The following is an 18,700-nucleotide window of genomic DNA, read 5'->3' on the forward strand; positions in this document are numbered from 1 at the left end:
GTAACTACTTCCTATTTTTATTTTTGCCCAAAACGTTTAGGACAATATTGGTTATTAAGACATAAAAGCACGAGGAACGACACAATGATGTTAACTCCAGACGGAATGGCTAATTATAATTATTGTGCGGAAAATTCGTTCCAATCGAATAAGGATGAAATATTATATATGCCAAGCTATTCTTCTGTCATATACGAATTGAGTGAAAAGGACGGAGTTACAAATTATATGAACTTGGATTTTCAAGGTTTAATGCCAGATATAAGTTTCTTCAGCTCATTGAAAGGCAAACGTACAGAGGACAAGTTTAAGCTAATGAAGGATGGTTTTGCATATTATTATAGTTTCAATGCAAATGATACGCATATCCTTATAGGATTCGTATATGAGGATAAATATTATCTTTGTTTCATCAACAGATTCTCGCAGGAAACAAGCATCTATGACCTTCCATCACAATTTCAGATACTCACACTGACTAATAATCAGCTATATCTGAGATCCAACGATAGCGACAATCCGATAGTTGTCAATATTTCATCGCTTAATGATTGAGAGGATAGAGATATAACTGTCCAAGACAACTATGAATAATAAACATTACATAACAAAATGAGCTAACTAAATCTAATAAAATGAAACGTAGTATTATAGTATTACATCTGATTTTATTATTTCTTACTGTGTCCTGCTCTTATGGGCAACAAGTCGAACGTAAGGATGCAATTGTAATTAAGACAGTCGGAAGCCGAAATTTGTTTGACGCATTTCCTGACTCTACATCGTTGGATTTTAACGAAATGCCAAATGGTAAAATACCGGGGACTGTATCGAAATTAATCGTTAGGAACGACACTTTATTTGTGTTAGATTCATTCAAATCGAAAGCTTTTTTTGCTTATGCCTCTGATGGAACACCCTTGTTCGAGTATAGCAAGCAGGGAGAGGGGCCGGATGAATATATCTTTCTGAGTGATTTGGATGTGGATGATAAGAATATTTATCTGCTTGACAGTGAGTCGCATAAGATACTCCTATTGAATAAGAATGGTAAATTTGAGAAAAAAGTGGACTCTCCTGCCCATACCGCACACATCAAACCCTTTTATGACGCAAAATCAAAAAAGGCATCATATTATTTCGACATGTACACTCCTGAGAAAGCACGTCTGATAAGACAGAGGGGCAGGAAAAACGACACCTTGATGATAACTCCTGATGGCATGTCCAACTTCAATTATAGTGCACCTAATTCATTCCAATCAGACAAACTCAATACCGAGATACTATATATGCCAAGTTATTCTTCGTGTATATATAAATTTAACGAGAACGGTGAGCCACAAGAATACATTAATCTTGACTTTAAAGGGCTGATGCCCGATCTCAGTTTTTTCAAGTCATTGAAAGGCAAGCGTTCCGAAGACAAATTCAATCTCATCAAGGATGGTTTTGCGTATTATTTTAGTTTCGATGCCAACTCTACCCATATTCTCGTAGGATTCGTATATGAGGATAAACATTATCTTTGTTTCATAAATAAGAGCTCTCACACAACAGATATTTTTGATATGCCGACAGATTATTCAATACGCGCACTGACGGATGACAATCTATATCTCTACTCCAAAAACAGCGATAATCTGACAATCGTAAACATTTCATCAATTAGCAAATGAGTATATGAAATCTATTATATTCACGGCACTTAGCCTGATTTTAATTTTTTCGTTTAACGCTTGTAGCCAACAAATCCATCGAGATAATGCTGTCCTATTGGACATTGCCAACTCGTGTGATTTCTTTGATGAATTCCCTGACATCCATACCCTTTCATTTGATAAAGAATCAAATGGTGACATTCCCGGAGCGATAACACGAATGAATATAATTAACGATACGATTTATGTATTGGATCCATATAAATCAAAAGCGTTCTTTGCTTTTGATAAAGACGGCAACAAATTATTTGATTATAGCAAAATAGGTCAGGGGGAGGAGGAATACCTGTTTCTCAGGGACTTTTACTGTACCGACAGATATATCTATTTATTAGACTCCGACTCACATAAAATATTAGTATTAGACAAATCCGGCATTTATCAGACCAAGATTGATGTACCGGCACATATAGCACACATATTGCCGCTACCATCATCTAAAACACCGGAATTCATATTTGATATGTATAGTAATGAGAAAGCACGGTTATTAAAAAGCAAAGGAGGTAGAGTCTCAGACACTCTTATGCTGAATCCGGATGGGCTTGGTTCATTTTTATATTTACCGTTACAGGTCTTCCAACCATCAAACATGGAAGATTACGAGTGGTTATATATGCCAAGTTATAGCTCTATAGTCTATAAGCTATCGAATACTGGAAATATTGAAGATTATATGGCTATCGATTTTAATGGACTGCTTCCTGATATCGAAATATTCAAATCTCTTAAAGGATTAAAATACAAAGAAAAAGAGAGAAAAATCAGGGAATATGCCTATGATTATGGCTTTTTCATATCTAATGGCAATATCATTATTTCGTTTTTTTATGAAGATAGACTCTATTTAAATTTTATAAATACAGAATTAAAACAAGTCAAAACATTCAATCTTTCTTCAAACTACTATCCAGTCCTATATTCAGACGGAAAAATATATTTCATAACATCTGACAATGATGATATAACGGTGGTAAATGTATCAACACTTAATACTAACATTCAAAGCATATGAAATTTAAAAACATTTTCGTATTTCTTGGCATAGCCCTTTTCCCGATTTTACTGTCGGCTAATTCATCAGCACTCTATCAGCAGCCTCAAACACCTGAAAAATCAAAAATAATAAAAATCAAAAATACAGGTAAAATAATCAGTTATAAACAAATGGAAAAACTTCCGCCCAAATCAATACAATCCATTGATGTCTATCCCGATAGCATTATTATTACACTCAAATCCAAATCAGCCAAAGTGGCTAAACAGCCACTTGGCAAAAAACGGTGAGTGTAATAAAAAACGTATGCCAAGCATGCTTAACCGACACCGACAATGAAGAAAATCAGACTACAGAATCTTCTCGTGAATTTGCTTTTATGGGTGTCGATTGGTTCAATCGGCCTCTTCATGCTCTATTGTCTCATACAGGTGACGACTGCTTGCTCATTTCATACCCCGACAGGATCAATGACCCCTACCCTGCTCCCCGACGAGAGTGGACTGGTGAACAAGTGGAAGATGGGCGCACGTATTTTTAACATCTTCGATGCCGCTGAAGGGAAGTCTTATGAGATAAAGCGGCTTCGGGGGTACGGTAAATTGGAGCGCGGCGATGTCATTGTGTTCAATTATCCCTATCTCGATTCCGACCGTAAGCGCGATAGCATTGCCATGAATCTTTCGCCATATTACTGCAAACGAGCTGTCGCCGTAGCCGGAGACACGTTGGAGATACGCGACTGTTTCTACCATGTGAGAGGATGCAATGATACTATCGGTGTGGCTTCTGAACAAAAAATCCTTCAGAGTTATGTCGAAAATTTTGCTCGGAGCAATCCCGATCCGAGGGAATGGCCTGCATGGATGAGATGCTGTCCACGGGATTCAATCATCGGTTGGACCGTCAGAGATATGGGCCCTTTTATCATCCCCGGAAAAGGGCTGTCAGTAAAGCTTGACTATAAAAACTGGCTTCTTTATCGCCGTTACATCGAATGGGAGACCAAAAACAAACTAAAATGGCAAGATTCTACCGTAATAATGAATGACAAACCGATTAAATTTTATACCTTTACGGAAGATTACTGTTTCGCAGCCGGCGACCATGCAATCGACTCGAAAGACTCGCGGTATTTCGGACTCGTCCCTGAGAAATTCATTGTCGGGACAGCCGGAATCCGATGGAAGTCACCGGATAGGAAACGGTTGTTTAAAGCAATAAACCAACACTGAATACCATGAGATATATACCTGTCATACTGTCATTATCCGCGCTTTTATCTTCATGCTCATCCGGCGATGGCTCTGATAAAAATGAAACCGCATCAAACGAAGCGACTGTCACCGAAACCGATAAAATAGCGGAAGTCACGGTGATGGAGCTGCAGCCGACGGTGTTCAATCACGAAATAGTCAGCAACGGACGCGTTTCGGCCCGCGAGAAAGTCGATGTCAATTTCCAGACACCCGGACTCATTTCTGCCATCCATGTGCGCAACGGACAGCGCATTGCCAAAGGGCAGCGCATTGCCTCGCTCGACACCTATAAGCTCGACAATCAGATTGAGAAAGAGCAGGGAGCAGTCGCGTCGGCCACGCTTGAGATGCAGGATGTGCTCATCGGTCAGGGCTACGATCCGGCCCATCCCGAGAAAGTGCCCGACGACGTGATGAAGCTCGCCCGCCTTCGCAGCGGTCTGCAGCAGGCCGAGCTGACACTTGCAGCAACCGAAAAGGAACTTGACAACACCACACTCGTCGCGCCGGTGAGCGGTGTCGTAGCCAATCTCTCTGCCAAGCCCCACAACATGTCGTCGGCCTCCGAACCGTTGTGCCGGATTATCAACGACAGCGGCATGGAAGTCGAATTTTCCGTGCTCGAAAGCGAACTCCCTATGGTGAGACCGGGCGACAAAGTCGCGGTGACACCCTTTTCGACCACCGACTCGCGCACCGGACATGTCACCGAAATCAATCCGATGGTCGATGACAACGGCATGGTCAAAGTCTGGGCTGCGGTCGACGGCGGAGGCGGATTGATTGACGGCATGAATGTCCGCGTCAGCGTCAAGCGTGCAGTCGACAAGGCTCTTGTCGTTCCCAAAAGCGCCGTAGTGCTCCGCTCCGGCCGTCAGGTTGTGTTCACGCTTGATGGCGATAAAGCGATGTGGAACTATGTCACCACCGGACTTGAAAATCTCAACGAATACACCGTCACCGACGGCCTCACCCCCGGCATGACTGTCATAACCTCAGGCAACGTCAACCTCGCCCACGAAGCCCCGGTGAAAATAATACGCAAGTGATATGGTCAGATATCTGTTGAACCACCGCATAGCCGTCATCATGGCATTTCTTGCCATGATGATACTCGGATGTGTGACTTATGTCACACTCCCTGTATCGCTGCTGCCTGACATAGACATACCTCACATAACCGTGCAGGTTGCCGAAGAAAATGTCTCGGCCAGAGAGCTCGAAAACACAGTGGTCACCCCATTGCGCCGTCAGCTCATGCAGGTCGGCGGACTCGATGAAATCAGAAGCGAAACCCGCGACGGCTCGGCGATGATATCGCTGACCATGGACTACGGGGTCAACACCGACCTTGCTTTCATCGAGGTCAACGAAAAGATTGACGCAGCCATGAACTCTTTGCCAAAGACGGCCAGCCGACCAAAGGCAGTCAAAGCGAGCGCCACGGACATACCGGTCCTCTACCTGCAGATGACCCTGCGCGACGAAGACGGCAGTATGTCGTTTCTCGACATGTCGGGAATTGCCGACAACATCGTGAGGCGACGGCTGGAGCAGCAGCCTGAGATAGCAATGGTCGATATAACCGGTGTTCCGGGAAAAGCGTTACGCATCACACCTGATCTGGACCGCATGGCCCAGACAGGTGTGACGGTCAACGACATCGAGTCGGCCCTTACAGCCAACAATGTCGAACCGGGATCGATGACAGTGCGCGACGGTTACTATGAATATAACATCACCGTCACAAATCTCCTGCGTTCGGTCGACGATGTCAAGCGAATTAAGCTCCGCAAAGGTGAAAGAATCATGAAATTGGGCGATTTCGCCGATGTCGAATTGACAACGCGCACTCCGGCAGGCTATTCACTCCACAACGGCAAACGGGCCGTCACCCTTGCAATCATAAAGCACGGTGAGGAAAGCATGGAGGCTATGAACAAGGCGCTCGACTCGACAGTCAGATATTTTTCCGACCGTTATCCCGGCATAGAGTTCACAAAGACCCGAAGCCAGACCGAGCTGCTCGACTTCACCATCTCAAACCTTGAGCAGAATCTCGGACTGGGTCTGTTGCTCGTGTTCGTTGTCTGCCTCATCTTCATGCGCAGTGTACGCTCCTCGTTCATCATCGGCCTGAGCATAATCGTAGGAGTCATCCTAACCTTCCTGCTCTTCTACCTTTTTCATGTATCAATCAACATCATCTCTATGGCCGGACTCATTCTGGCCGTCGGTATGATGATTGACAACTCGGTAATAGTCACCGAAAACATCACCCAGTTCCGCCATCGTGGCAACGGGCTTATGGATGCCTGCGTCAACGGCACAAACGAGATGATAACGCCCATGCTGTCATCGTCGCTCACCACCGTCGCCGTATTCGTCCCCCTTATATTCATGAGCGGCATTGCCGGAGCGATATTTTCCGATCAGGCATTCTCCATCACAGCCGGTCTCGCCGCAAGCTATATCGTCGGAATCACACTGCTGCCGGTGTTGTATTATCTCTTTGAAAACAAAAAATCAAAGATTAAAAATAATAACCCCGACAACCCACAGCGAATTTCATCCTCCACCGTCCACCTTTCATTCACCGGATACTATGACCGTGGGATTAATTTCTGTTTTCGCCATAAATGGCCGCTAATTGCTGCCACCCTGCTGACAGTCCCGCTTTGCGTCATGATGTTCATGGTGATGCATCAGGAGCGTATGCCGGAGATTGACAGTAATGAAACCATAGCGCGCATCGACTGGAACGAAAACATCAGCCTTGATGCCAACCGCAAACGTGTTGAAGCGCTGAAGGACTCAATGTCAGTCATAAATTCAGCCTATGTAGGTACACAGGACTATATACTGTCGTCAGACTTTGACCTTTCCACATCCGAGTCCGAACTTTATTTCATGACCGCACGGCCGGAAGAAATCGCATCTTTGCAGCAGCGTCTTGCCGACCGTATCAGAGACAATTATCCCGATGCGACAGTTTCATTTCATAAAGCCGGCAACATCTTCGAGAAAATATTCTCGACCGACGAGGCCGACATCGAAGCGCGAATCAGCTGCCCGGTCAAGGACAACAGCATGATTGACAATCTCACCTCACTGCGCGACAGAATCTCCTGGACGACTAATGAGCAATTATCCCCTATCCCGATGCGGGAGCAGATAGACATATCGATTGACCGCACACTTCTCGCTGTCTACAATGTGGACTATTCGGAAGTGCTGCGCACACTGCGCACAGCATTCAAGGGCAACACCGTGTCGACGCTCCGCTCATATCAGGAATACACACCGATAGAGGTTGCGGGACGCGAAAAAACGGTCAGCGACATACTTAACAATACATTCGTCAGGTCGCGCGCCGATAAAAATGGCTCATGCACAGAAATTCCGCTGCGCTCGCTCGTGTCGCTCGGTCACAGCCGCGACCTCAAGACCATCACCGCAGGGGCTTCAGGCGAGTATGTCCCTATGGGACTTGAAGTCCCCGGGCGCGAGGAGAAAGTCATGAAGGCCATACACGAAACCGTGAGCGCTGACGGGGCTTTTGACGTAGAGTTTGCCGGAAGCTTTTTCAGCAACGCACGTATGATGAAAGAACTCACTGTCATACTCCTTGTTTCCGTAATGCTCATGTATTTTATACTCTGCGCGCAGTTCGAGAGCTTCCTTCAACCGCTCATCGTACTGCTTGAGATACCTGTCGACACATTCTTCGCCCTGCTCGCCCTCATGATTTTCGGTCAGACTCTCAACCTCATGTCGGCAATAGGCATAATCGTGACATGCGGAATTGTGGTCAACGACTCAATCCTGAAAATCGATGCAATCAATGAGCTGCGCAAAACCGGGATGCCTCTTGAAAAGGCAATCCACACCGCCGGGCAGCGCCGCCTGCGTGCCATAATCATGACATCGCTGACAACCATATTCGCCATGGTTCCTGTCCTCTTCACATCTGATATGGGTTCTGAACTTCAGCGTCCACTTGCCATCGCCATGATCGGTTCAATGCTTGTCGGCACACTCGTCAGCATCTTTGTTATTCCATTATTCTACTGGCTAATCTATCGCAAACATGAAAACAGGTAAGATACTCTTATTCTTAATCATCCTCTTTCAGCCCATCAGTGTTTCGGCTATCGAACTGACTCTGGATAAAGTCATCGAGCTTGCCAATGATTCATCACTCATGGCTTTCAGATACCGCAACATGTATCAGGCCAACTACTGGCAATATGTGAGCTTCAGGGCCGACCGTCTTCCGAGTCTTTCGCTCACGGCAACCCCGGCGAAGTATTACCGCTACATGACCCAGCGCTACGATTCGGAACAGAATATCGACGTGTTCCGTCAGCAACAGATGTTCAGTGCATCCGCCGGCCTGGAGGTAACACAGAATTTTGACCTGCTCGGTGGCTCGTTCTACCTTGAGACCGACCTTGAATACATGCGTAATTTCGGACTTAACAAATACACGCAGTATTCCTCCGTCCCGGTGCGAATAGGCTACCGCCAGAGTCTGCTCGGCTTCAATGCCTTCAAATGGGAACGCAAAATCGAGCCTCTGCGCTATGAGAAAGCAAAAAAGGAACTTATCTACAATATGGAATCTGTGAGCGAACAGGCGGTGACCTATTTCTTTGCCCTCGCTCTCGCACAGGCTGAACTCCGGCTTGCCGAAGAGAATGTGGCGTCGTGCGACACGCTTTATGTCATCGGTGAACGCCGATTCAAAATCGCGGCCATTTCACGGGCAGAGCTGCTTACTCTCGAACTTGACAAAGTAAACGCCCGCAACACTCTTGAAAACTGCCGGATAGCTCTCAAAAGAGCCACATTTTCTCTCGCCTCATTCCTCGGTATGGACAAGAATACCGAAATTCAACTTCGGATGCCCGGCCGTCCCTTGGCCACAGATATTCCGGTCGATGTCGCTCTTGCCATGGCCAAAGAAAATAATCCGACGCTGCTTGGACATCGTCAGACAATACTTGAAGGCGAGCGAGACCTCAACAGAGCCAAGGTTGAATCGAGATTCAATGCGTCGGTCAACGCTTCTGTCGGTTTCAATCAGGTCGCCGATGACCTTTCAGGGGCTTACCGCTCTCCGTTGCGACAGGATCTCGTATCAATTTCAGTCAGTGTGCCGCTCATCGACTGGGGTGTCAGGAAAGGCAAGGTCAACATGGCCCGCAACAATCTGAATGTTTCGAAAATCGCAGCCCGTCAGGAAGAACTCAGCATTGAGGAAGATATCATAATGACGGTCAGCGACTATGAAGTGCGCCAGCGTCTGATTGCATCCGCTTCTGAGGCTCTTGACCTTGCCGAGACCGCCTACACCCAGACCCGTCAGCGTTTCATAATAGGCAAGGCGGACATAAACAGCATCACCCTGTCGCTCAACCGCCGTCAGGAAGCTGCAAAAAATTACATTTCAGCCCTACAGAACTTCTGGCTCAGTCATTATAAAATTCGCCGCCTGACGCTCCATGATTTTGAATTCGACATACCGCTCACCGAAAAATTTGAACTGAAAAACTGACCGATGTCCTCGCGTTCATTCTCCATAATTGTCATCTTTATAGCTCTGTCGTTGGTGGGGTGTGCGCTGCTGCCGCTCCTGCCCGTCAAACTCGCACCCTCACGCAATCTGCCGTCGCTCTCGGTCAGTTTCTCCATGCAGGGAAGCTCCGCACGGACAATCGAGGCTGAAGTAACATCGCGCATTGAGTCAGTGCTCGCACGCGTCAACGGAGTCAAAGGTATCAATTCCAAATCATCCAATGGCAACGGACGTGTGTCGATTGACCTTGACAAGCATGCCGACATCGACATGGTGCGCTTTGAGGTTTCAACCCTTATCCGGCAAATATGGAGTCAGCTACCCGAAGGGGTCAGTTATCCCTCCATCTCGGCCCGTGCCGTTGAGAAAGAAAGTTCCCGGCCTTTCATGGTCTACCGGCTGAACGCTCCGGCAAACCCTTCGGAAATCCAGACTTACGGAGAGGACAATCTCAAGCCAATCATAGCCCGCATCCCCGGGGTATATAAAGTAGAACTCAGCGGAGCGCAGCCTATGGAATGGCAGCTATACTATGACATTGACCGGTTGTCATCGCTCAGACTCACACCATCCGACTTGCAACAGGCTATAAAGGAGCATTATTCAAGTGAGTTTCTCGGCATTGCTCCGCTTGCAACCCGCGACGGCGACAACGCCGAATACATCCGCCTTTCACTACGCACCAACGGTGCATCCGACACATTCATCCCATCAGAAATAAACATAAATCTGAATAACGGCACATCAATAAGCCTCGACAAACTCGTGTCCGTAACTCATACCGAAGCTGCCCCAAAAAGCTATTTCCGCATCAACGGTCTGAACTCAATCTATGTGAATATAACCTCCGAGGAGGATGCCAACCAGCTTGCCCTGTCAGAACTGATTCGCGAAGCCGTCAATAAGTTTGAGGCCACCATGCCGGAAGGATATATGATTGATTCGGCCTACGATGCCACCGAAAGCATCCGCAGCGAGCTCGACAAGATTTATTTCCGCACGGGGCTTACCGTGTTGATACTCCTGTTGTTTGTAGGACTTGTCACCCTCAATCTCCGCTATGTGCTGATGATAACCATCGGACTGGCAATCAATCTCGCCGTCGCGGTAGTATTCTATTACCTCACACACATTGAAATCCAACTCTATACCCTTGCCGGAATCACAATCTCACTCAATCTTGTCATAGACAATCTCATTGTCATGGCCGACCACTACACACGCCGACACAACCTCCGGGCTTTCACAGCCATCCTTACTGCAACAATCACCACCGTCGGAGCATTGTCGGTAGTGTATTTTATGGATGAGAAGACACGTCTAAGCCTTGAGGATTTCGTGACGGTGGTCATTATAAATCTTACGGTTTCGCTTGCAGTAGCCCTGCTGCTCGTACCGGCACTCGTCGACAGGATTGGGATATACCGGCACAAAAACAATGTCACGAAGATTCACTGTCTGCGCCGCAGATTCTCCCTGATTCTTTCACGCTTATATGCCGGCATAGTCAGGGGTGTCCTACGTTTCAGAGTTGTCATGATTCTTATTGTTATCCTTGCGTTCGGTCTGCCGGTGTTCATGATACCCGACAAAATTGAGGGAGAAGGATATTGGGCTGAAAAATACAATTCCATTTTCGGAAGCCAGATGTATAAGGAAAAAATAAAACCTGTCACCGACATTGCACTCGGTGGCACTCTGCGATTGTTTGTCGAAAAAGTCTATAACGGCTCATACTGGGATCGCGACAACAGTGAACCGATTCTACATATCAACGCCACTCTCCCTAACGGAGCGACACTGTCGCAGATGAACGCCCTCGTAAGAAAAATGGAAAGCTATCTCAGCGGTTTCCCTGAAATACGCCAGTTTCAGACATCCGTATCGAATGCCCGACGCGCATCTATCGCAGTGATGTTTCACAAGTCGCACCAACATGATGGATTCCCATACCGATTGAAAGGAGAAGTCATTTCAAAAGCCCTGACACTCGGCGGAGGTTCGTGGAGCGTCTACGGCCTCGAAGATCAGGGATTCAGCAACGATGTCCGTGAAATGGCCGGCAGCTACCGTGTGAGAATGACCGGCTACAATTATGACGAACTTTCTGACTGGGCCTACCGTCTACGTGACACACTTCTCACCCACCGTCGCATCAAAGAGGTGTCCATAGCATCGGAATTCTCCAACTGGAAGGACGACTATACGGAATTTCATCTCGTTTTTGACCGTGACCGGCTTTCGAAATATGGCATAACCGCAACACAGCTTTTCGCGGCAATCGAACCGACTTTCGGGCGTGAAATCAACTGCGGACAGATAGTCATCGACCGTTCTTCGCAGCGGATCAATCTCTATTCCCGACAGTCGGATGCTTACGATATATTCACCCTGATGCGTCAGCCGTTTGATATCGGTGACAAAACGTTCAAGTTGTCCGACATAGGCTCGATTGAAAAGCGACAAGCATCCAAAGACATAATCAAAAAGAATCAGGAATACGTGATGTGTCTTCAATATGAGTACATTGGTTCAACCATTCAAGGAGAAAAAGTGCTCGATCGCGACCTTGAGACAATAAACTCCATCATGCCTGTCGGATATAAGGCCGAGAGCGAGCGCCAACAGTGGAAAGCCAAGGACGAAAGCGGCAAATACCGGCTATTGTTGCTCGTCATAGCCATAATATTCTTTACGACTGCAATCCTGTTCAACTCATTGCGTCAGCCATTTGCCATCATTTTCATTATACCTGTATCTTTCATAGGCGTCTTCTCGGTCTTCTATCTGTTCAAACTCAATTTTGACCAAGGTGGATTCGCCTCCTTCATCCTTCTTGCAGGCATTACCGTCAACGCAGCCATATATATCCTTAACGAATACAACTCTCTACACACCCTATATCCGAATGTCGCACCGATAAAAATCTATCTGCGCGCTTTTCGTATAAAGATCATACCGATAATCCTCACGGTCATGTCGACAATCCTTGGCTTCATTCCGTTTATAATCGGAGAAAGCAAAGAGTCGTTCTGGTATCCTCTTGCCATCGGAACAATGGGAGGTCTGACAGTTTCGATACTCGCACTTTTATTCATACTCCCAATTCTGATACTTCAACGCAGCCACATCAAAAAAGCCCGCTGACACATGGCAACAGTTGCCAGTACGACAATTAATCTTGATTTAGTGGCTTTCATTTTTTAACTCTGCCGATTGATATATTGGTGGAATTGGTGTCCCTGCCATTTATGCCCTCTATAATAACATGTCCATAGATGCTTTCATCGGTTGCTTTCTCTATAGGCTTGAATGTCACTTTTATTGTAGTGTCATCAATTTTAGATACAGTGTATCCGACTTCCACATTGTCGGATGTACCAGTGACATAATCCGGAATGATTGACACTTGTCGGTAGTTGGTGCATTTCAGAGTGATGTCGCCGCTATAATCCGGAGATGCGGTGATTGCCACCTGATTGACAAAATCAGGTGCATAGACAGCCGAAACAGCCTCACGGTCATAGTTGGAGAACTCCCATATCATGGGAATGGGGGCATCTTCATTGCACGAAGTGAACGAGAGAACCGTGGACAACACGGTTGCGATAAAAAGTAACTTTTTCATCTTACTTATTGTTTAATGTTGTTTTTAGAAATTCTTTTAATTCAATGGTATATTTCGCCGATGACTGAGCTGCCACGACACCCGCGCCTGTGGTGACATTGCTGTAGCCCCACTTTGATTCCGCGAGACCGATGTCCGACAGATCGCCCGTAATACCTTCATCGACATTCCATTTATACACAGCCCAGCTATAATAACTCTTTGAGACTGTTGTGAGATAAAGATTCACGCCACATTCAAGCCAAGACTCATCATACTCCTGCGACTTTACGCGGAATACATTATTTGAGAAATTCAGATGCAAGGTATATGTCCTGCCGGAGAACTGCCGGTCGGAGAAGAATACAAAATTCGTATCCTCGTCGTTACCCATTACAGTCTCGAACACTCCGATGTGTTCTTTGAATATCGGCTCGGAATTATACTCGAATTGTCCGATAGATAATGTCGGCGAACCGTCAGTAGCCCTACCAGACCAGTTATAACCGAAATGATAATAATTGTCTGTTCCTTCAGGATCATTGACATCCATCTCTATATTAAGATTAAATGTCACATCGGCAAGCATCTCATAGTGAAATAAATCCTTGTCGCCTTTCCATATGTCTGTCACTACCGGGAAGACCTTTACTTTCCCAATCGGTGTAGCATAAGGGACAACCACTTCGGCGATTGCCATGCCGTAAGTCGGACTCTCCGCGACAATGCGAATCTTGTCTCCCTCTTTCGGCAGATAGTCAGAGTCGACAATCCTCTCGTTGGCAAAAATGGTCACAACTGCATCCTTGACATCATGATTCATCTTCGATTTTTCATCATTGAACATCCATGTGTGCGTCACCTCGACCTCAATCGGTTCTCCGGCTGTGATAAGGGAGTTCAGACAAAGAACAGGCTTAGTGTCAATCTCCGGATTGAAGTCTTCGTAACATCCTGTCAGCAAAAAGACTGACACTATCGGTATTATGTATTTTAGAATTGCCATGTGTAGGAAATTGAGGGTATTATGGGTAAAAGTTTCACTTTCTGGAACACGGGATGATTAGCGTTGTTATACGTTCTCCTGATTGCTACGGTATTCATGTGACAGTATGCATTGTAAAGTCCTAAAGTCCAGTAACCGCGTTTGTTGCGCACCGTACAGGAAAAGTCGAGACGGTGATAGAACGGCAGCTGATAGTTGTTGACCTGTGTCTTCAACGGTGACTCGTCGCCAATGTAGCTGTTGCCGAAGCCGGGGGACTCCCATACCTGCGGCAGCAGCGTGAACCGGTTGCCGGAATGTCCCGTCCATGCGGCATTGAGGCTCACCTTGTCACTTACGTTCCAATTGAGGAGAATGTTGATTGTATGCCTGTTGTCAAAACGGGTGGGAAACGTAAGACCTTCGTTCTTGTCCGGGAAAGTGCGGTCTGACCACGCGAGTGAATAGGAAATATGACCTGTCAGCTTTCCATAGAGCTTCTCTATTTTGAAATCGATGCCTTTTGCCGTTCCCTTGCCTGAACACAGCTGGGCATTCCACATCTCTGTCGGAGGTTGCAGATAGTATTCATCACGGTAATCCACAAGATTACGCATCACCTTCCAGTATCCTTCGGCTGATGCTGCAAATACTTTGTTATCCGACTGCCAGTACGCGCCAATTGAAATCTTGTCGGCGTTCTGAGGTTTGAATCGTCCGGTGATAGGAACCCATTGGTCTGTCGGCAACGACAGATATGTCTGGGAAAGCTGATGCACATATTGGTTTGTCCGTGCATAGGCGGCTTTTACAGCCCAGTTATCGGAAGGCCGGTAACTGAATGACAGTCTTGGTCCGAATCCGTAATTGGTCTTGCCGTCGATGTTGAACAGCGACAGATGCAGTCCGGCGTTCATTCTGAATTTTTCACTTATCTGCCAGTCATCCTCGATATAGATGTTGGCTTCATTGGCTGTATATGACCATGTTGAATCCCGGGTCAATGTCTGTGTTGTACCGACAGTATAGTTACGGTCGGTTCTTGCCGGCAGAAATGAGTGGAGGATATAGTTGCCTCCGAAGCGCACACGGTTTCCATCGTTCGGTCTCCAGTCGAAATCAGCACGGAATATCCAGTCGTTTATATTGTTGTTGGTCTTGGATATGGAATGCGACTCCGTAGTGCCGTCATTTGTAATCTCCGTTGTCAGCCAGTCACGTTTCATCCCTGAGAAGTATCTGGTATATGCGGCAGTAAACTCAGCAGACATCAAGGGATTGAGCCTGTAATTAAGACCTGTCTGAGCCACGAGATTTCCCCAGTGAAAATCATTCTTGTCATCATAACACCATCCGCATTCCGGCTCATGTTTGTCCGAAGAGCCGGTCTTCAGTATGTCATTGCCGAAATAGACCGAAGCAAATCCTGTCGCCTTATTTGAAAAGCGGTGTGTCACCTTGGCATTCAGATCCATGAAGGCATAGCGGAGTCTGATTTTTTCTTCTTCATCCGATGAATTTACCAATGCCAACATAGGGATGGAAAGCACATCGAACCATGACCGCCTCAATGCCACGGAATAGGTAGTCTTTTTTCCTATCGGACCGTCGATATTGAATGCACCTGAAGTCAGCCCCAGTCTGAATGAGCCATGATGTCCTTCCATAGAACCGTTCTTTGTACGCACATCAAGATAAGATGACAGGCGTCCGTCATATTTGGCCGGAATCGAAGACTTGAAAAAGTCAATGTATCTGATTGCCTCCGCGTTGAAGGCAGAGAATAGTCCTGCAAAGTGATTCACCTGATATAACGGCACGTTGTCGAGCATATACAGATTTTCATCCGAGTTGCCACCATGCACGTGCATACCCGCCATGCCTTCCTGTCCTTCCGATACGCCCGGCTGCATCTGCAACGCCTTGATCACATCGCTTTCACCAAACATCACTGGCGTGTTTATTATTTCCTGTGCGGTCAGCTTCTTGGCTCCTATTTCCGCAGTCTCAACCGCCGGGGCTTCGAGGCGTGATACCACAACTACTTCCTCAAGCATTTCAGGCTCAACGGCATTCTGCTTCGGTAAGGTTGGTGCTACTATGGTTATAGACGGTTTACGTTCCTGTCTTTTAGGTTTGGGCTTTCGTTTAAGAATAATGTTCCTGCCCTTGATTTCATACTCAATATCCGAATCCTTGAAAATCATGGAGAGGGTATGCTTCAAAGACTTATTCTTCACATTGACTGATACGCGCATATCTTTAAGCAGTTCGGATGAATACACGAAATTCTTTCCGGTCTGCTCGACGATGCTTCTGAACACAACCGAAGCCGGTTGGTCTACTGCCCTGATGGTGATATTCTGCGCCATGCACACGGCACTTACGCACAGCATTATGGATAATACAAACTGTTTCATTTCTCCGTTACGGTCATTTCTGTTCCAAAAATATCGTTGATTACAGATATGAGGTCTGTCGGAGTGCCCTCATAATGGAGAGAAAGCACATATCCTTCTGGGGATGCAGGCACACTCTCTACCTTGACACCGTAAACCGACTCGATTTTCTTTACGACTTCCGGCAACGGTGCGTTCTCAAAGTCTATGACCTTGACTTCCGCCAATGGACTGACAGTAGTAGCCGGAACAGTCTGTTGCGGCACATTATTAAGATGATATTCCCTGTATAGGATTGTCGCTGTCGCGGACAGGATGACTGTGGCTGCAACTGCTGCTGCAACCCTATATTTTCTCCATATAGATACCGGAGCAATACCGAGACGATGCCAGCCTTCATCGGCAGAGAATCTGCCTTTTTTGTATCGGCGGGCAATGAAATCTACTTCTTTATTTTTCATGTTGTTCAAAAGTCTATGCCTATGCGAAATGAGAAATATGGACGGATATGGCGTTTAGTGCCTACATATTGTATTTCATACGAATCCTGACCGGTCATGGAGCCTTCATAATGCTCAAGCTTTCCACACCGCTCCATCCCGAGACCTGCACCGATAAAAAACATCGGATTGATCTGATAGCCATGTGAGGTTGAAAAACCTGTATAAAACATGCTTTGACGTTCCATTGTGAGGTTTCCATGTATGTCGAAAACTCCGAAATTATCGGAACGGACGCTGCTGCTCCATTCCAGAAAGCCACGGTAGCCACGCTTTGGCTGACGGGCTTCAGCATTGGTAAAGGCTATTATTGCCAGTAAAAGAAATATTGTCCTTTTCATTGTGATGAATGATTCGTTCACTCTTATGACTCATCATTACTGAAAAGGTCCTACCCTGAAATCAAAAAATTTTGAGAAATTTATAGAAATGGCAAAAAGAAAGGTTTATGACCGTCGGACAAAGCCTCGCGCAGTCGGCTGAAAGCCTTTGTCATCTGGTTTTTTACGGTCTTTATGGATATGCCAAGCTCTTCTGCAATATCTTCGTTTGTGAGACCGTCGCGTTTGCTCATGAGAAATACCTCACGGCATTTTTCGGGCAAACCGTCGATGGCTTTCCATATTCTTGCATCCCTGAACGATGTGTCGATTTCTTCTTCCCCCACCTCAGGCATATTGCTTTCGTCGAGCATTTCCTGTCGGTCACGAAGATATGAAAGACAGATATTCCGGACTGTCCTATACATGAACGAGGGAAAATTGTCAATCTCTCCTCCATTCTCGATATAAAGCCAAGCTTTTATAAAAGCATCCTGTACAAGATCCTCAGATACGTCCGCATCATCGACAATACGAAGGGCATACATGCCAAGCGGCAAGTACAGCCTTCTGAAAAATATTTCAAATTCTTTGGATGTCATGATGTGCAGTATTGTCGGAGAATTTGTCTGCAAAGTTACCCATAATAGGGCAGATGAGCAAGACAGGCCCAGTTTGGTTTGGTTCGGACTTTATACGTGCCCGGACAAACCTAAACCTATAATAAAATATGTATATGGAGATGGCAGGGCAAAAGAAAAGGTTGTTCGAGAAGCAACCGAGATTGAAATTCTTATACAAACTGCTGTATTGTGCCCATAATTTTAATGCGCCGTTTCTCTTTTGGCCATCCCAGCCGGTTAAGAATATATAAAAACGCCCCAACTTTGACCGTTTTGGGTGCAAAATTGGGGCATTAAAACAACAAAAGCCTGACAAGCAGGCTTTGTAGCGGAGAGAGAGGATTATGAACTCTTTGTGTAATGTGCTTATAATCACTTTGCTACAACCTTCCGCAAATCCCCTGTTAGGGTATTGTTAGGTTTTTATGTCATCAGTATGGTAGTGGTCTGTCCACTCACCGATTTCTCTAAACCGGGTTTGTTATTGCAAATATAACGCTTTTTTGACCCAAAAACAAGGCCTGTTAGGGTGCTGTTAGGATTTTTTCAGAATTCCACTTGCCAATTGTTAGGGCAAAATCCGATTATCGGAACAGGTCGATAGGTAGGAGCATATCACTGTTTTTGGTGTATGGGATTACTTTATGATGTTGCAGCCTGCCTACGATTACTGAAGGATGGGTGTTGAATCGGTCTGCATATTCTTTG

The 18,700-nt window shown here is 46.1% G+C and carries 15 protein-coding genes; 9 read left to right on the plus strand and 6 right to left on the minus strand.

Annotated features, from left to right (window positions below; all coding sequences use genetic code 11):
* The 9 genes from QZ311_RS11490 to QZ311_RS11530 form a co-directional block, all read left to right on the plus strand.
* A partial coding sequence (locus QZ311_RS11490) for a 6-bladed beta-propeller (protein WP_297068124.1) occupies window positions 1-555 on the plus strand: 555 nt, incomplete at its 5' end.
* Between the two features lie 80 nt (window positions 556-635).
* Window positions 636-1,679, plus strand: coding sequence for a 6-bladed beta-propeller (locus QZ311_RS11495; RefSeq protein WP_297068127.1), 1,044 nt, complete (start codon window positions 636-638; stop codon window positions 1,677-1,679).
* 4 nt (window positions 1,680-1,683) lie between these two features.
* The gene (locus tag QZ311_RS11500) at window positions 1,684-2,736 is read left to right on the plus strand and encodes a 6-bladed beta-propeller (RefSeq protein ID WP_297068130.1); all 1,053 of its coding nucleotides are present in this window, start codon (window positions 1,684-1,686) and stop codon (window positions 2,734-2,736) included.
* Window positions 2,733-3,008: a hypothetical protein gene (locus QZ311_RS11505; RefSeq protein WP_297068134.1), complete on the plus strand. Its 276-nt coding sequence runs from the start codon at window positions 2,733-2,735 to the stop codon at window positions 3,006-3,008. Before QZ311_RS11500 ends, QZ311_RS11505 begins: the two co-directional genes overlap by 4 nt.
* A gap of 45 nt (window positions 3,009-3,053) precedes the next feature.
* A complete protein-coding gene (locus QZ311_RS11510; RefSeq protein ID WP_297068137.1) occupies window positions 3,054-3,953 on the plus strand; it encodes a S26 family signal peptidase in 900 nt (299 codons plus the stop codon).
* 5 nt (window positions 3,954-3,958) lie between these two features.
* The gene (locus tag QZ311_RS11515) at window positions 3,959-5,026 is read left to right on the plus strand and encodes an efflux RND transporter periplasmic adaptor subunit (protein WP_297068141.1); all 1,068 of its coding nucleotides are present in this window, start codon (window positions 3,959-3,961) and stop codon (window positions 5,024-5,026) included.
* A 1-nt stretch (window position 5,027) separates the two neighbouring features.
* On the plus strand, window positions 5,028-8,081 hold the full coding sequence (locus QZ311_RS11520; protein WP_297068144.1) for an efflux RND transporter permease subunit: 3,054 nt from the start codon (window positions 5,028-5,030) through the stop codon (window positions 8,079-8,081).
* The gene (locus QZ311_RS11525) at window positions 8,068-9,537 is read left to right on the plus strand and encodes a TolC family protein (protein ID WP_297068147.1); all 1,470 of its coding nucleotides are present in this window, start codon (window positions 8,068-8,070) and stop codon (window positions 9,535-9,537) included. Before QZ311_RS11520 ends, QZ311_RS11525 begins: the two co-directional genes overlap by 14 nt.
* A gap of 3 nt (window positions 9,538-9,540) precedes the next feature.
* Window positions 9,541-12,705, plus strand: a complete 3,165-nt coding sequence (locus tag QZ311_RS11530) for an efflux RND transporter permease subunit (protein ID WP_297068150.1) — start codon at window positions 9,541-9,543, stop codon at window positions 12,703-12,705.
* 49 nt (window positions 12,706-12,754) lie between these two features.
* On the opposite strand, the gene QZ311_RS11535 is transcribed toward QZ311_RS11530, so the two are convergent.
* The 6 genes from QZ311_RS11535 to QZ311_RS11560 form a co-directional block, all read right to left on the minus strand.
* Window positions 12,755-13,186 (minus strand): hypothetical protein, encoded by a 432-nt coding sequence (locus tag QZ311_RS11535; protein ID WP_297068153.1) that lies wholly within the window; start codon window positions 13,184-13,186, stop codon window positions 12,755-12,757.
* A gap of 1 nt (window position 13,187) precedes the next feature.
* Window positions 13,188-14,171 carry a DUF4249 domain-containing protein gene (locus QZ311_RS11540; protein ID WP_297068156.1) on the minus strand — a complete coding sequence of 328 codons (984 nt, stop codon included), beginning with the start codon at window positions 14,169-14,171 and terminating at the stop codon, window positions 13,188-13,190.
* The gene (locus tag QZ311_RS11545) at window positions 14,159-16,546 is read right to left on the minus strand and encodes a TonB-dependent receptor (RefSeq protein ID WP_297068159.1); all 2,388 of its coding nucleotides are present in this window, start codon (window positions 16,544-16,546) and stop codon (window positions 14,159-14,161) included. Before QZ311_RS11545 ends, QZ311_RS11540 begins: the two co-directional genes overlap by 13 nt.
* Window positions 16,547-16,566: 20 nt before the next feature.
* A complete protein-coding gene (locus QZ311_RS11550; protein ID WP_297068162.1) occupies window positions 16,567-17,010 on the minus strand; it encodes a hypothetical protein in 444 nt (147 codons plus the stop codon).
* A gap of 5 nt (window positions 17,011-17,015) precedes the next feature.
* On the minus strand, window positions 17,016-17,390 hold the full coding sequence (locus QZ311_RS11555) for a hypothetical protein (protein ID WP_297068165.1): 375 nt from the start codon (window positions 17,388-17,390) through the stop codon (window positions 17,016-17,018).
* Window positions 17,391-17,470: 80 nt separating this feature from the next.
* Window positions 17,471-17,971 carry an RNA polymerase sigma-70 factor gene (locus QZ311_RS11560; RefSeq protein ID WP_297068168.1) on the minus strand — a complete coding sequence of 167 codons (501 nt, stop codon included), beginning with the start codon at window positions 17,969-17,971 and terminating at the stop codon, window positions 17,471-17,473.
* Window positions 17,972-18,700 lie beyond the last annotated feature (729 nt).

The organism is uncultured Duncaniella sp., assembly GCF_910578445.1.
Taxonomy (GTDB): Bacteria; Bacteroidota; Bacteroidia; order Bacteroidales; family Muribaculaceae; genus Duncaniella.